This is a genomic window from Neobacillus drentensis (genome assembly GCF_036965645.1).
GTDB lineage: Bacteria > Bacillota > Bacilli > Bacillales > Cytobacillaceae > Neobacillus > Neobacillus drentensis_D.
The window spans coordinates 1-14,597 of the sequence record NZ_JBALPZ010000022.1; the positions used below are offsets into that span (position 1 = coordinate 1).

At 37.9% G+C, this 14,597-nt stretch carries 14 protein-coding genes and 1 tRNA gene; 9 read left to right on the top strand and 6 right to left on the bottom strand.

What is annotated here, in order from left to right:
- The first annotated feature begins 315 nt into the window (after positions 1-315).
- The 4 genes from V7266_RS03740 (at position 316) to V7266_RS03755 (ending at position 3,287) form a co-directional block, all read left to right on the top strand.
- Positions 316-1,005: an MgtC/SapB family protein gene (locus V7266_RS03740; protein WP_098533527.1), complete on the top strand. Its 690-nt coding sequence runs from the start codon at positions 316-318 to the stop codon at positions 1,003-1,005.
- An 81-nt stretch (positions 1,006-1,086) separates the two neighbouring features.
- Positions 1,087-1,159: transfer RNA gene (locus tag V7266_RS03745), tRNA-Ala, on the top strand.
- A gap of 242 nt (positions 1,160-1,401) precedes the next feature.
- Positions 1,402-1,752 (top strand): DUF485 domain-containing protein, encoded by a 351-nt coding sequence (locus V7266_RS03750; RefSeq protein ID WP_420491317.1) that lies wholly within the window; start codon positions 1,402-1,404, stop codon positions 1,750-1,752.
- Positions 1,749-3,287 carry a solute symporter family protein gene (locus tag V7266_RS03755; RefSeq protein ID WP_335465914.1) on the top strand — a complete coding sequence of 513 codons (1,539 nt, stop codon included), beginning with the start codon at positions 1,749-1,751 and terminating at the stop codon, positions 3,285-3,287. Before V7266_RS03750 ends, V7266_RS03755 begins: the two co-directional genes overlap by 4 nt.
- Before the next feature lie 40 nt (positions 3,288-3,327).
- On the opposite strand, the gene V7266_RS03760 is transcribed toward V7266_RS03755, so the two are convergent.
- Positions 3,328-4,743 carry a DEAD/DEAH box helicase gene (locus V7266_RS03760; RefSeq protein WP_335465915.1) on the bottom strand — a complete coding sequence of 472 codons (1,416 nt, stop codon included), beginning with the start codon at positions 4,741-4,743 and terminating at the stop codon, positions 3,328-3,330.
- Between the two features lie 191 nt (positions 4,744-4,934).
- Between V7266_RS03760 and V7266_RS03765 the strand changes: the two genes are divergently transcribed.
- Positions 4,935-5,507 carry an RBBP9/YdeN family alpha/beta hydrolase gene (locus V7266_RS03765; protein ID WP_335465916.1) on the top strand — a complete coding sequence of 191 codons (573 nt, stop codon included), beginning with the start codon at positions 4,935-4,937 and terminating at the stop codon, positions 5,505-5,507.
- Positions 5,508-5,662: 155 nt separating this feature from the next.
- A complete protein-coding gene (locus V7266_RS03770) occupies positions 5,663-6,547 on the top strand; it encodes a selenium metabolism-associated LysR family transcriptional regulator (RefSeq protein ID WP_335465917.1) in 885 nt (294 codons plus the stop codon).
- Positions 6,548-6,590: 43 nt separating this feature from the next.
- Here the strand turns inward: V7266_RS03770 and V7266_RS03775 are convergent, their stop codons facing one another.
- Both V7266_RS03775 and V7266_RS03780 read right to left on the bottom strand, forming a co-directional pair.
- Positions 6,591-8,099: a class I adenylate-forming enzyme family protein gene (locus tag V7266_RS03775; RefSeq protein WP_335465919.1), complete on the bottom strand. Its 1,509-nt coding sequence runs from the start codon at positions 8,097-8,099 to the stop codon at positions 6,591-6,593.
- A 259-nt stretch (positions 8,100-8,358) separates the two neighbouring features.
- Entirely contained in the window at positions 8,359-9,243 is an 885-nt protein-coding gene (locus tag V7266_RS03780) for a LysR family transcriptional regulator (RefSeq protein ID WP_335465921.1), read from the bottom strand.
- 231 nt (positions 9,244-9,474) lie between these two features.
- Here V7266_RS03780 and V7266_RS03785 point away from each other — a divergent pair, with 231 nt between their 5' ends.
- From V7266_RS03785 to V7266_RS03795, 3 genes are all read left to right on the top strand, one after another.
- Positions 9,475-10,794: a GntP family permease gene (locus tag V7266_RS03785; protein ID WP_335465923.1), complete on the top strand. Its 1,320-nt coding sequence runs from the start codon at positions 9,475-9,477 to the stop codon at positions 10,792-10,794.
- Positions 10,795-11,326: 532 nt separating this feature from the next.
- Positions 11,327-11,803 carry a lipocalin-like domain-containing protein gene (locus tag V7266_RS03790; RefSeq protein ID WP_335465925.1) on the top strand — a complete coding sequence of 159 codons (477 nt, stop codon included), beginning with the start codon at positions 11,327-11,329 and terminating at the stop codon, positions 11,801-11,803.
- Positions 11,804-11,906: 103 nt separating this feature from the next.
- Positions 11,907-12,662, top strand: coding sequence for a 3-hydroxybutyrate dehydrogenase (locus V7266_RS03795; protein ID WP_335465926.1), 756 nt, complete (start codon positions 11,907-11,909; stop codon positions 12,660-12,662).
- Positions 12,663-12,758: 96 nt separating this feature from the next.
- Here the strand turns inward: V7266_RS03795 and V7266_RS03800 are convergent, their stop codons facing one another.
- The 3 genes from V7266_RS03800 to V7266_RS03810 are packed head-to-tail and all read right to left on the bottom strand — an operon-like array spanning position 12,759 to position 14,580.
- A complete protein-coding gene (locus V7266_RS03800; RefSeq protein WP_335465928.1) occupies positions 12,759-13,157 on the bottom strand; it encodes an acyl-CoA thioesterase in 399 nt (132 codons plus the stop codon).
- Positions 13,158-13,198: 41 nt separating this feature from the next.
- On the bottom strand, positions 13,199-13,852 hold the full coding sequence (locus tag V7266_RS03805; RefSeq protein ID WP_335465930.1) for a 3-oxoacid CoA-transferase subunit B: 654 nt from the start codon (positions 13,850-13,852) through the stop codon (positions 13,199-13,201).
- A gap of 26 nt (positions 13,853-13,878) precedes the next feature.
- Positions 13,879-14,580 carry a CoA transferase subunit A gene (locus V7266_RS03810; protein ID WP_335465932.1) on the bottom strand — a complete coding sequence of 234 codons (702 nt, stop codon included), beginning with the start codon at positions 14,578-14,580 and terminating at the stop codon, positions 13,879-13,881.
- Between the last annotated feature and the right edge of the window lie 17 nt (positions 14,581-14,597).

Below are 14,597 nucleotides of genomic sequence, written 5' to 3' on the forward strand. Positions count from 1 at the left end.
TAGTTTTCAAAGAACAATTTACTTACTTATTTTTCGAATAGCTCAAAAGCGACTTCACTAATGTAACATATCTCTCAACTTAATGTCAACAACTTTTAAAATTTATTTTTCGTCGTTTGACTGTCTCGTTAAGGACGAGTATTAATATATCATGACAAATAATTGTTTGCAATACAATTTTTAAATATTTTTAAATCTAATTAAATAATATTGAATAAGCAAGACGGTCATATGGCCGGGACTTTCAGTTCTTCCCTTTATACCCTTATATAGTTTAAAATTAAAATACAACTTGAGTATTGGAAGTGAACATTTATGAATACGGCAGATGCGGATATATTAATTAAACTAGGAATTTCTGCAGTGTTTGGACTTATTATTGGTCTTGAACGGGAACTTAAAAGGAAACCGGTAGGACTTAAAACAAGTCTCGTTATCTCAGTGGTGAGTTGTTTGCTTACCATTGTTTCCATTCAGTCTGCATATATGTTTCCAAACTCAGATAATGTGAAAATCACGATGGATCCGTTGAGATTGGCAGCACAGATTGTTTCGGGGATTGGTTTTTTAGGTGCCGGAGTTATATTAAGAAGAGGAAACGACAGTATCTCTGGTTTAACAACTGCAGCGATGATTTGGGGGGCTGCAGGTATTGGTATTGCAGTAGGAGCCGGATTTTACATCGAGGCGTTTGCTGGTGTAGCTCTTTTGATAATAAGTGTTGAATTGGTTCCATTTTTAATGAAACTATTTGGTCCAAAGCAATTAAGGGAGAAAGAAATTAATCTTCAATTATTTATCCGGGACCAGAAACAAATTGAACCAGCAATATCTTTTTTAATGGGCAAGAAATATATTATCCGCCGGCTAAGGATTAAAGATTTGGATAATGGAGACCATCTAGTCCAAATCCTTGTTGCCGTGGATTATCGAGAAAAAACAACAGAGGTTTATGCTGCTGTATCTGAATTAAATGGCGTAAAAAAAGTGGAAATTGAGAGTTAAAATAAAAAATATCATATTCTTTCAATTTCCACTTGCAAGATTTTTATAAGAGAGATATAATCTTTTTTGTACCATATATACGGGGGCTTAGCTCAGCTGGGAGAGCGCTTGCATGGCATGCAAGAGGTCGTCGGTTCGATCCCGATAGTCTCCATACTAGTAAACTCTTTGCGAAAGCAGAGAGTTTTTTTATTTTGCACTAAATATACTTTTCCAAAAATAGTAAAAATTTACTATTTTTTATACTTTCGCTTGCTTATTTATTTTTATTGTTACTATAATTAAAAATGAAGTTGTAATTTTAAGAAAAATCTGTTTTTTTGAGAAGGGAGGACTTTTTACTCTAGTTTCGTTTATTGTTATACCATTTACACCCTGAGTCTTGCTTATATGTATATGAGAGAGGGGGGCTTCCCATTGGAGGCACGGAAAACAAAAATCAATTCTGAAAGCGATTACACTTCGATTGTTCATTCAGCTGCATTTCAAAAATTACTCTCCGAAAAGAAAAAGTTTATTATTCCAATCACGATCTTCTTCTTTTGCTTTTATTTTGCACTGCCTATTCTCACATCCTATTCAACCATCCTAAATCATAAATTTATCGGAAGTATTACCTGGGCTTGGGTTTTTGCATTTCTACAATTCGTTATGACCTGGGGATTATGTATGCTTTATTCAAAAAAAGCAGCTAAATTTGATGAATTAGCAAATGAAGTGGTCCAAGAAGGAGGAAAGAACGAATGAATACTCCTGCATTTATCATGTTTCTTGGCATTGTTTTCGTAACATTAATCATTACCTACTTCGCTTCTAAAAAAACAAAGAATGCGAGCGAATTTTACACAGCAGGCGGTGGATTAACAGGCTGGCAAAATGGCATGGCGATTGCGGGAGATTATATGTCAGCTGCATCCTTCCTAGGAATTGCCGGAGCAGTGGCCTTAACTGGGTTTGATGGATTTTTTTACAGCATTGGTTTCCTAGTTGCCTATTTAGTCGTGCTTTATTTGGTAGCAGAACCATTAAGGAACCTTGGGAAATATACTTTTGCAGATATGATTGCAGCCCGCTTTGATGCTAAAAAAATACGTGGGTTTGCAGCGATGAATACAGTTGCGATTTCCATCTTTTATATGATTGCCCAACTTGTCGGAGCAGGTGCACTTATTAAATTATTATTAGGTTTAAACTACACAACCTCCGTTTTAATAGTAGGGGTTTTAATGACCGTTTATGTTATCTTTGGCGGAATGCATGCAACAAGCTGGGTCCAGATTATTAAAGCCATACTATTAATGGGTGGTACTTTCTTAATCTCCATTATTGTGTTAGCGAAGTTTAATTGGAGTATCACTGATATGTTTGATCAAATGAAAACAGCTACACCTTTAAAAGAATCCTTCCTAAATCCTGGGGTTAAGTACAAAATCGGTATTGATACTATTTCATTAAACATGGGGCTAGTACTCGGTACAGCCGGGCTGCCTCATATTCTCGTCCGTTTCTTTACAGTAAAAGATGCAAAAACAGCCCGTTCGTCTGTGGTGTATGCAACTTGGATCATAGGAATCTTTTATGTCATGACTATTTTCCTCGGCTTCGGTGCGGCAGCGTTTGTTGGAAATTCCGAAATTATCGCCGCTAACCCTGCCGGCAATATGGCCGCACCTCTTTTAGCCAAAGCGATTGGCGGTAATATGTTGTTTGCTTTTATCTCCGCTGTCGCCTTTGCAACCATTCTTGCTGTCGTGGCAGGATTAGTGTTAACCGCGGCATCTGCTTTTGCCCATGATTTCTATAATGAAATTTTAAGAAAGGGGCACGCATCTGAAAAGCAGCAGGTCAGTATGGCTCGCTGGGCTGCAATCGGTGTTTCTGTCATTTCCATTATTTTAGCTTTAGGGGCTCAAACACTAAATGTAGCCTTCCTAGTATCGCTTGCATTTGCCGTGGCTGCTAGTGCAAACTTACCGGTCATAATTTACACTATATATTGGAAACGGTTTAATACTACTGGTGCGGTCTGGGCAATGGTTATTGGACTAATTTCAGCAATAGGATTAGTTTTGATTAGCCCGAATGTTTTCAGCCCTGAAGCTGGAAAAGCTATTTTTGTTGGCAATCCTATTTTCCCATACACCACTCCGGGGATTGTTTCGATTCCGCTCGGATTTATTGCCGGCTATTTAGGAACAATCTTCTCCAGACAACAAGCGGATGTGAAAAAGTTTGATGAAGTGCTGGTAAAATCCAATACGGGAATTGGAATTCGAGGCTAAGACGGAGAGGGACTGATCATGGATCAGTCCCTCTCTTTTTCTATCGCTTTCCTTTACTTCTAGATGCTGCTTTCGGTTTACCGCTTCCTCGAGTGGATTTGCTAAAAGTAGAGTAGTTAGCCCGTTTCCCTTGACTATCCTTTACTCCACTTGGTTTCTTAGCTGTCTCCTTCTTAGGGCCCCTGCTTGATCCCTCTGACTTTCTGTCATTCTCGCTTTTAGCCCTATTACGTTCTTTTAGATCTCTATTCATCCTTTCTCTTCCTGGACCGCGTTTCTCTATCAATGGATTACGACGTCTTGCCGCGACGCCCACTTCAGAATTCTCTTTTTCATTTCTGGCATTTCCATCATTTTTTTTTGGAATGGTTATGGATAGTTCTTTTTCAATTTGATCAAGTGCAGGCCGGTCAGCCGAGGAATAGAATGTTACTGCCAGTCCGGTCATACCTGCTCTTCCTGTCCGCCCGATTCGATGGACATAACTTTCAGCATCCTGAGGGATGTCATAGTTAAAGACATGGGTAATTCCCTCAACATCCAGACCTCTTGCCGCGACATCCGTTGCAACCAGCAATTGTATTTCTGCCTCCCTGAAGCGTTTCATAACCTGTTCCCGTTTAGACTGAGAAAGGTCTCCATGTAACTCATCACATGAAAAGCCATGAGCCTTCAGTGCATCGTACAATTTACTGACCCTGCGTTTCGTCCGGCAAAAAATAACCGCTAAGAAAGGGCGATAGGTTTCAATTAAATCAATGAGTGATGCTTGTTTTGCTCTGTCGGTAGTATGAACCGCCATTTGCTTTACACTTATAGCAGGACCCTGCTTTTTTTCAATCTGAATATATTCAGGCCTCTGCATATGCTTTTCTGCTAACTTTCTTACTTCTGACGGCATCGTAGCTGAAAACAACAAGGTTTGCCTAGTATTTGGGGTCTCCTGTATAATTTCCTCTACCTCGCTAAGAAAGCCAATGTGGAGCATTTGGTCTGCTTCATCTAATACAAGGAAATTTGTTTCACCCAAGCGTACGGTCTCTCTACGAATATGGTCTAACAGACGTCCAGGTGTTCCCACTACAATTTGCGGATTTCTTTTTAATTTTTTTAACTGTTTATCAACGTCTTGGCCTCCATAGACCGCTAATACAGCTAAACCTTTTATATTTTCTATTAACTTCTCAATTTCCTCTGTAATTTGTAAGGCTAATTCCCTTGTTGGTGCAACTATAAGTGCTTGTATATGTAAAGCATTTCGGTCTATTTTTTCAAGAATGGGCAAGATAAAGGCAAAGGTTTTACCTGTTCCCGTTTGTGCCTGGGCAATTACATCTTTCCCGTTCATCACCAATGGAATGGCCTGTTTTTGAATCGGTGTGGGAACCGCGACACCGTAAGCGCGTAATTGATCCGTTAACTCTTTAGATATACCTAGCGATAAGAAATCTGACAACAAATACCCCTACTTTCTAATTTACCTATTCACTAATATTGATTGTTTATCGTGGTAATTGCAAATATACATCCTTTTTTAAACTAATTAACCATCATCTGTTGTAATTTTGGCTTAAAAATATTATAATTTTTAGAAATACCAACTTAATCAATCGGAATAATGTATATTTAATTTAATGGAGGGGTATGATGAGTCAACAACATTTTCTTATTATTCATGGGTTAGGCGGGAGCGGCCATGACCATTGGCAGACGTGGCTAGCGGACACTTTAACGGAAAACAATTATCCAGTGAGTTATCCAACCTTTTCAACTTTTGACGCACCAAATCTTACGGTTTGGTTAAAGGAATTACATCAGGCGATGGAAACGATACCTGCCAATTCAGAACTTACTGTGATCACACATAGTCTAGGCAGTCTCCTTTGGCTTCATTATGGAGCAGCTACAACCAAAAAGTTAGCTAAGCGCGTAATCCTAGTTGCGCCGCCATCTCCAACGATTACACTTAAGGAAGCACCATCTTTTTTTCCTGTACCTTTAAATAGCAGTCATTTATCAAGGACAGCAGAGGAAATATTGTTTATCCACTCCAATAATGATCCTTATTGCAATATGGAGGATGCGGGAAACTATTTAAATTTAGATCATCCTTCTGTCGTCTTACCTAATGCTGGTCATATTAATCCAGCGTCCGGCTATGGTAAGTGGCCGTCCATACTTGATTTATCTCTAACACATAAAATCCCCATATTAAATTAATACAGCGGAGTGATGTTGATCCATCACTCCTTTTTGTATTCATATAAATTTAATAGGTCCAGTTTCACTTATAAATGTGTATTTATGGTAAGCTACTATTTATCTAGAACACCTATCATCAACCATCGATTATATCAATTTAAGGAGAAGATTTAATGGATTTGCACCAACTCTATGTATTTACAAAAGTAGTTGAGCATAAAAGTTTTTCCAAAGCAGCGGAAGATATCTTCTTAAGCCAATCAACGGTCAGTTCACATATACAAGGACTCGAGAAAACGCTAGGTGTGAAATTATTTGATCGAGTGGGCCGGGAAAGTATCCTTACTCCACATGGGGAACGGTTATATCATTGGGCCCGTCAACTTCTACTTTTAAAGGATCAGGCATTACTCGATCTAAAGGAGGGAATGACTTCACTTCGAGGTATGATTCGAATTGCTACAAGTTCTGTTCCCGGACAGTTTATGGTTCCGAAAATGATCAAACAATTTAGAGTGCAATACCCTGAGGTCATCTTTCATATCAACCAGTCTTCATCAAAACATGTTGTCGAAAAAGTCCTAAATGGTTCAGTTGACTTAGGGTTATTAGGCCAGAAATTCGAGGACGATAAATTACGCTACATACCATTATTAAAAGAAAAACTAGTCCTCGTTACCTCTAATGAAATCAGGATAACCGAACCAGTAGAAATAAATGAAATCTTACAATATCCTTTTATCATGAGGAATTCTGATTCAGGAACGAACGCTTTATTAGAAAGGTTTTTGAAAAAAAATAAAATTGGCAAGGACCAATTAAATATTGTTTCCTATATTGAGGACGGACAGAGTTTAATACAGATGGTTATTGAAAATGTCGGCATCTCCATCATATCAGAAGTAGCTGCGCGTGAATATTCCCGCCATCACATGTTGAAGATGTATAACATTCAGAACTTTGATGACGAACGATATTTTTATCTTGTCTATAATATTAATAAAACCCAATCGATTGTCTCAAAATTATTTATTGAAGGGGCAGCTGAATTAGTATAATTTCTGAATTCGATCTTGAACACAAAATAACAAGGGAAGAAATTTATGCTCTCCCCTTGTTTATAGCCATCTCCTTTAATTTGTTTTTATCTATTTTCCCTACGTGGGTTTTAGGCAGTTCCTTTAAGCGAATAAATTGTTTAGGAATTTTATAACGTCCTAACTTAGACTCACAATAATTTCTTAATTCTTCGTCCTCTATAGTGTAAGAGCTTTTTAGAGAGATAAAGGCAATTACCATTTCACCCCATTTTTCATCAGGGAGTCCAATGACGGCAGCTTCGTTAATCGCAGGATGATCGGCAAGCCAATGTTCTATCTCAAGTGGATACACATTTTCTCCACCCGTTATAATCATATCCTTTTTCCGGCCGACAATATAATAATAACCATCTTCATCCCGCTTGGCTAAATCACCGGTATAAATCCAGCCCTTCTTCATCATTTCCTGCGTAGCTTGTTCTTGATTCCAATAAAACGAAAATGAATGCTTTCCTTTGATTATTATTTCTCCAACTTCGTTTGCCTTTGTCTCACAACCATCCGCTTTTACCAATTTGACCGAATTAAATAACATTGGCTTCCCAACCGAACCTCGCTTGTTCTTTGCATCTTCGGGGCTTATATAAAAATTATTCGGCCCTGCTTCTGTTAAGCCATATCCTTCTTTAAAGGCTAACCCTTTTTTATAAAAAGCTTCGTAAATTAAGAGCGGGCAGGGGGCTGCTCCTGATAAAAAGACCTTCATATCCGGGAAACTGCACTCTTCGAACTCTTTCGTTTGAATCAATGTATGGTACATTGTCGGTACGAGGAGAACAATTGTACATCGATATCGTCGTAAAGATTCGACCGCCTTTGCTCCAGAAAAACTGTCCCCTAATACGACGGTTCCGCCGCTCATCAAAATCGGAATGCTCAAGGCATTTAATCCTCCGGTATGAAACATGGGCAAATAGGTAATCGTTGTATCATCCATCGATAAACTCCAACTGACAATCGTGTTAATTGCATTCCAGAGGATGGCACGATGACTTAATACTACACCTTTTGATTTGCCGGTGGTTCCGCCCGTATAAATCATTGCCAGTGCTTCGGTTTCCGCGATTTGCTCATTTGTCACAGTATTATTAGGATAAGAGACTATACCTTCATAGCTCGCCTCTCCCACTAAAAAGGAGCTTAAGCCCTCGTGCGTTAATGCTGGTGTAAGTGTTTCAAATATTTGATGGATTCCTATTAAAATAGGCGTACAGTCCGCTAATATTTCTCTTAATTCATGCTGTGATAGCCGCCAATTCAAAGGTACAAAAATGGCGCCTATTTTTCCGCAGGCAAATAATAAATCGAAATGGCTAATATGATTAGGCGATAATAAGGCGATCCGATCACCTTTTCTAGTGCCGTGGGCATAAAGCCAGTTTGCAGTTGCACATGCTCGCTCATTTAATTCTGAAAATGTCCAGGTTTTGTTAGTTTCCTCATCGATAATGGCATTCTTTCTAGGCGTTAATCTTGCTCTATGCTCCAGCCAATCCATTTCCCACCTCACCGAATAATCGCTCCTTCTCCACTAAATAAGATAGCTCTATTTTATCGGTTTTTGGTTACATTGGAGTTACAATCTGGTTTTATTAAAAAATTTTTAATGATATTAACAAATTTTCGTATTTATTAACAATTTGATATGCGTCAATATATGGAAGCTTCACGATTGGGGGAAGAAATCTGAGTATACTACTTTTAAAAGAACAAATTCGTTATGTCGTCAAAAAGCCATAACAAGTTTTTTCAAATCAATTTGAAAATTGTTATTCTAATTGCCCTTTTAAAAATTGAATCCATTCTCTTGTTGCATAAGAAATATAGCCCTCCTTCCTCCAGGCAATGCCAATTTGCCAATGGACTTCTGGATCAATAATAGGCAAAACGTTTATCCCCTTGTGCGCTACATCTAATTGAGTTAAATTACTTTGAGGCAAGATACTTATACCTAGATTGGAAGCAACCATCTCAAGAATGAATTTCCACTGGGACGTCTCACAAATAATGTTTGGTTTAAAACCTATTTTTTCACATTCTTCCAAAATAAAGCGGCGAACGGCAAACCCTTCATGAAAAATGATAAACCTTTCATCCGTTAACTCCTCCCATGTTACCATTTCTTTGTTTGCAAGATGATGGGTATGATGAACAAGCAGGCGAAGGTCCCCTCTTAAAAACGGAATATAATTAATGGGTTCATTCATCGGAACCTCGAGAACAATCAAATCCAGTTCTCCATTATATAAAGCATTTTTTAAATTGCTTTCCCCATCCTCCACAAAACGAATGGTGATGTTGGGATATTGTTTATTGAAGGCTGCCAGCATTTCCGTAAGAATCTCCGTACCAACTGAAGAGAAGATTCCCATATTGATCGTGCCACTATTAGCGTTTTTTATATCGTCCAATTCTTGATAAAAATGCCGGTATAATTGGGATATACGTTCACCATAGCGGTAAAGTAATTTTCCAGTATCCGTCAATTCTAGTTTTCTTGTTGTCCGAATCAATAATTGGATACCTAATTCTTTTTCTAAATCTTTTACTACATTACTAATTGTAGGCTGAGAAACATACAAATGCTCGGCTGCTTTCGAAAAGCCCCCTTGTTTTACTACTTCTGTAAAGTATTGAATTTGTCTATTATCCATACCTTCTCCTTCGTTTTCCACACTTATAGGTTTATTAAATATATTGTATTTATAATATGTATTTTTTTTATACAAGTATAACCACTATAATAATCACGCAAGTAGAAGGCAGCAAGCAAATTGGAACAAGGGTCCCCTTACACTGCTGGTTAAATTAGGAAGTTTCATTTTTTGTCCAAAATGAATTGAATTGAAAGTAATATGAATGAACTATATTAGGGGGAAAATAAAATGGAGATTATTCAAGTCATAGGAATATTTCTTGCAATTGCAGTAATCATAATTGCAGCAATGAAAGGGTTCAATATTTTAATAGTTGCTCCAATTGCCTCAATAATCGTAATAGTAACGAACCAAATGGACTTTTTTTCATTCATCATCGGCAACAAGCATTCCTATATGACGGGTCTTGCAGGATTTATTATTAAATTCTTTGCAGTATTCATTTTAGGAGCTATTTTAGCCAAGTATGTCGATGTGAGCGGGGCTGCTCAATCGATCGCGGAAAAAATTTTGGAAAAGACAGGTAAAGATAAGCCATTTCCAATATTAGTAGCACTGTTCGTTATTACTGCCATCTTAACATATGGCGGACTTAGTTTATTTGTCGTTGTCTTTGTACTTGTCCCACTTGCAAAACCATTATTTAAACAATTAAATATCGCATGGAACTTAATTGCCATCCCATTTATGCTTGGTCTAGGTACCTTTACCATGACAATGCTGCCTGCAACTCCTTCTATTCAAAACGTTGTTCCAACAGCCTATCTCGGTACAACCCTTACCGCTGCACCACTTTTAGGAATAATTGGTACGGTAGTAGCGATTGCATTTGGTCTTTGGTATATGAAATCAATGTTGAATAAAAGTATTGCAAGCGGAGAAACATTTGCTGACTTTGAAGTAAGTGATACGACTAATGAATTAAAAAAAGACGTTCCTTCATTTTTCATGAGTATCCTGCCAATTGTACTTCTCATTGTCATTATTATTGTCGGCAGTATATTAAAAATACCGAATATTATCTTAATCGCCTTAACAGTCTCCATTATTGTCTCAGCGTTTTTCTTTAACAAATATATTCCAAGTCAAAAAAGGGTCATTAATGAAGGCGCCAGCAGTTCAATCATGCCAGTCTTTTTAACTTCTTCAACAGTAGCTTTTGGTGTTGTTATCACATTGGCACCTGGATTTAAATATATTTCTGAAATCATATTGGGCATCCCAGGTAATCCACTCATCAGTTTATCGATTGCTTCTGCCGCTTTCGGCGCCATAACCGGCTCTGCTTCAGGATCATTGGGAATTGTTCTCGAGGCCTTCGCTAAAAATTATCTGGCTATGGGAATTAACCCTGAAGTGATTCATAGGGTAGCGGCTATTGCATCATCTGCTTTCACCGTCATGCCGCATAGTGGTGTTGTATTAACCTTTTTTGCATTAACAGGACTTAATCATAAAAATGGCTTTAAATATCAATTTATATCCATGACCGGTGCCAATTTCTTTGCACTGATTGCAGTCTTAATTGCAGCCATTCTTATTTATTAATGAATAATTGATCATTTGAAGTCTGATGGAATCTTTCATCAGACCTTTTTAATACAAAAAAAGGTCTAAAATTCCAGCATACTTGGTATATTGTGAAAACCATCACATATAAGATCTATTTACAGAGTACCACTTTGCGAAACTTTGAGCAAGATGATAATTCTCAAGTATATGAATGTTTTGTGAACATAAATCTTCGCTTATTAAAGCTAGGTCCTACCCTTAATATTACAACTTTAGGATGGATTGTATTTCCTATTCTCTGCTATATACATGTTATTTTATAGGTTTAACAAATATATTTTATTTAAAATATATATTTTTATTATATATGAATAAAAACTATAATATTCAAGTAAACAATATTCAACCTCTCATGAGAATGGATTGAATAAAAAAGTGCGAGAGGTGCAGCCAAAATGGTTAGATTATTTATGATTACTAGGATAGCTGCAAGAATCACTGATTCAGAAAATGCACTCGCTTAAAAATTTACTGATAGAAATAACGACTTCAAGGAGATGGACGCAAAATGGCTAAAACATTACGAGAACAAGTGATTGGTACATGGTCGTTAGTATCCTACCAATCAACAGATAAAGATGGAAATGTAGTATATCCATTAGGAAAAGATGCAAAAGGTTTTATCATGTATAACCCTGATGGATATATGTCTGCACAAATCATGGCTGCAGGTCGTCCTGCTTATCAATCTGGTGACTTGCACACAGGTACACAAGAAGAAATGGCAGCGGCAGCACATGGTTATCTGGCTTATTCAGGACGTTTTGAAGTGAATGAACAAAAACAAGAATTAACTCATCATATGGACGTCAGCATGAATCCAACATGGCTTGATCAAGCTCAGCCACGAATTGCTAAATTAGATGGGAATGTAGTTGTTATCTTTAACGGACTTAAACCTGAAGATAAACTTACATGGAAACGTGTTGAAAAAAATGGATCCCAACATTCCTTGGAGAATCGCAGGCTCGTATTGGCAAACTAAATTGTGATGTAGTCGTTATCTTTACGGACTTAAACCTGAAGATAAACTTACAGCGAAACGTCTAAAAAAAAATCTAATTTTAAAATCCTAAGGAGTAATACTTATGACACAAAATCGTACAGTTATCATAACCGGAGCTGCTCAAGGAATTGGCTATGCCATTGCAGAAGCATTTAAAAACAATGGTGACTTTGTTGCCATCTTTGATTTAAATGAAGAAGCTTCAACCAGCGCCGCAGAAAAATTAGGAAATGCCAAGGGCTACCAAGTAAATGTAGCAGACGAAGAAAGTGTGAAAACTGCTGTTGAACAAGTCATTACAGAACGTGGAACAGTTGACGTTCTCGTAAACAATGCAGGAGTTCAGTATATTTCTCCTGTTGAAGAATTTCCGGCAGAGAAGTGGGATTTTGTAATGAATGTCATTTTAAAAGGGACCTTTTTAACAACAAAATATGCCCTTCCTTCTATGAAGAAACAGAATAAAGGACGGATTATTAATATTTCATCTGGTCACGGCATAAGACCTGATGCTTACAAAGCGGCATATTGCGCAGCGAAATCTGGTCAAATCATGTTTACAAGAGTAGTTGCCCTTGAAAATGCACAACATGGTATCACTGCAAATTCGATTTTACCAGGCCCAACACGTACAGAATTAATCGAAAAACAATTACCAAAACTAGCAGAACAAGATGGAACAACGATCGAGGAAGCATTAAATCACCACATTTTAGGAGCTCAATGGATGAAACGTTTACTTGAACCTTCAGAAATTGCAGCTACAGCTCTATTCTTAGCTTCAGACGGAGCATCAGCAATTACTGGTGAAGCACTCGGCGTTACCGGCGGAGAGTGATACCCAAAGGGAGAACTGAGAAAGAAATGTTTTTCTTTTCTCAGTTCTCCCTTTTATTTAATCGGCTTTGCAAAACTTGCCTGTTGAATTCTTTATTCACACCATTTTTTGCTTTATTTCTTCTGGAATTTCAATGGCTTTCACTCCACTTTCAAAACTGGCCCAAGCCCGCAGTTCATATCCTTCTGCGATCTCTTGATCTCCCCTTGTAAAAAGGTGATTAACCTTAAACACTTTCTTCTTAACAATTTCTACTGTTGTAGTTATACAAATCTCATCATCAAAAAATAACGGAGATTTAAACTGACAATGTGTTTCCAGTAAAGGAATACTCATTTGTTTGTTCGTAAAAAGATCAGTTGTTGGAAAGCCCATTGTTTTAAATAATTCATGTGTCGCTTCATCCATCCATTTATAAAAATTAGGATAGAACACAATCCCAGCTGCATCCGTATCTCCCCAGCGAACTGTTACTTTGTATTCATTCTTCAACATACTCACCTGCTTTTGTTTAATCGTTATGCTCTTCGTGTATTTTAGCGCTTCACTAAGAGTTCTTCCGATAATGTAAATTGCGCTTCTGTTTTTTCTTTTACTTCTTCAACAGTTGCATTTTCCAGCGTTTCGACAAGTACCATTCCGTTCGGAGTGAAATCAAAAACTGCTAGATCCGTTATTAAACGATGTACAATCTGCTGGCCCGTAAGAGGAAGGGAACATACTTTTTTTAATTTCGATTCTCCCTGTTTATTAACATGCTCCATAATGACAACCACCCTTTTAGCCCCGTTGACAAGGTCCATTGCACCGCCCATGCCTTTCACCATTTTTCCGGGAATCATCCAGTTCGCCAAGTCTCCTTTTTCAGACACTTCCATTCCCCCGAGAATGGCCAGATCAATATGACCGCCGCGAATCATGGCAAATGATTCTGCACTGTCAAAGAAAGAAGAACCTGGAACGGTCGTAACAGTTTCTTTTCCGGCATTGATTAAATCGGGATCTTCACTGCCGGCAACCGGGTACGGACCGATACCAAGTAAGCCATTCTCAGATTGGAGCAAAACATTGAAATCTGCTGGAATTTCATTTGCAACAAGGGTCGGCATGCCAATACCAAGATTTACATTCATGCCGTCTTCAATTTCCTTCACAGCTCTTTTCACAATTTTAAGACGAATATCTTTCAATTTCGGCACCCCATTCTATTCAAATATTATGCTTGTACAACCGTACGGCGTTCAATTCGTTTTTGATAATTCGTTCCAAGCAGCAAACGCTGCACATAAATTCCAGGTGTATGAATTTCATCAGGATCTAGCTCACCTGGTTCAACAATTTCTTCCACCTCGGCAATTGTTATTTTTCCTGCCATGGCTGCAAGCGGATTGAAGTTGCGGGATGTTTTTCGGTATACGAGGTTACCTAAAGTATCCGCTTTCCAAGCTTTTACCAGAGCAAAATCACCGACTATGCCTTTTTCAAGTAAATAGGTTTTACCGTTAAACTCTTTTGTTTCTTTGTCTTCAGCAATTGGAGTACCAACACCTGTTGCTGTATAAAATCCCGGGATTCCTGCTCCGCCAGCCCGAATCCGCTCTGCCAGCGTACCTTGCGGAGTCAATTCAACTTCCAATTCACCACTTAAATACTGTTGTTCAAAAATTTTGTTTTCTCCTACATAAGAAGAAATCATTTTCTTAATTTGGCAGTTTGCGAGCAAAAGGCCGAGCCCCCAATCATCAACACCGCAATTGTTACTGATAACGGTCAAATTTTTAGTTTCTTGCTCTTTAAGTGCCTGAATCGAGCACTCGGGAATACCACAAAGCCCAAAACCCCCAACAATTAAAGTTGAACCGTCCTTAATATCTGCAATCGCTCCTTTAAAAGAACTCATCAATTTTTTATTCTTCATAAAGTAACCTCCTTTTT

Coding starts and splice junctions, on each gene's coding strand:
- V7266_RS03740 (WP_098533527.1), top strand. CDS start 316: ATGAATACGGCAGATGCGGATATATTAATTAAACTAGGAATTTCTGCA.
- V7266_RS03790 (WP_335465925.1), top strand. CDS start 11,327: ATGGCTAAAACATTACGAGAACAAGTGATTGGTACATGGTCGTTAGTA.
- V7266_RS03755 (WP_335465914.1), top strand. CDS start 1,749: ATGAATACTCCTGCATTTATCATGTTTCTTGGCATTGTTTTCGTAACA.
- V7266_RS03765 (WP_335465916.1), top strand. CDS start 4,935: ATGAGTCAACAACATTTTCTTATTATTCATGGGTTAGGCGGGAGCGGC.
- V7266_RS03750 (WP_420491317.1), top strand. CDS start 1,402: ATGAGAGAGGGGGGCTTCCCATTGGAGGCACGGAAAACAAAAATCAAT.
- V7266_RS03810 (WP_335465932.1), bottom strand. CDS start 14,580: ATGAAGAATAAAAAATTGATGAGTTCTTTTAAAGGAGCGATTGCAGAT.
- V7266_RS03770 (WP_335465917.1), top strand. CDS start 5,663: ATGGATTTGCACCAACTCTATGTATTTACAAAAGTAGTTGAGCATAAA.
- V7266_RS03780 (WP_335465921.1), bottom strand. CDS start 9,243: ATGGATAATAGACAAATTCAATACTTTACAGAAGTAGTAAAACAAGGG.
- V7266_RS03785 (WP_335465923.1), top strand. CDS start 9,475: ATGGAGATTATTCAAGTCATAGGAATATTTCTTGCAATTGCAGTAATC.
- V7266_RS03795 (WP_335465926.1), top strand. CDS start 11,907: ATGACACAAAATCGTACAGTTATCATAACCGGAGCTGCTCAAGGAATT.
- V7266_RS03800 (WP_335465928.1), bottom strand. CDS start 13,157: ATGTTGAAGAATGAATACAAAGTAACAGTTCGCTGGGGAGATACGGAT.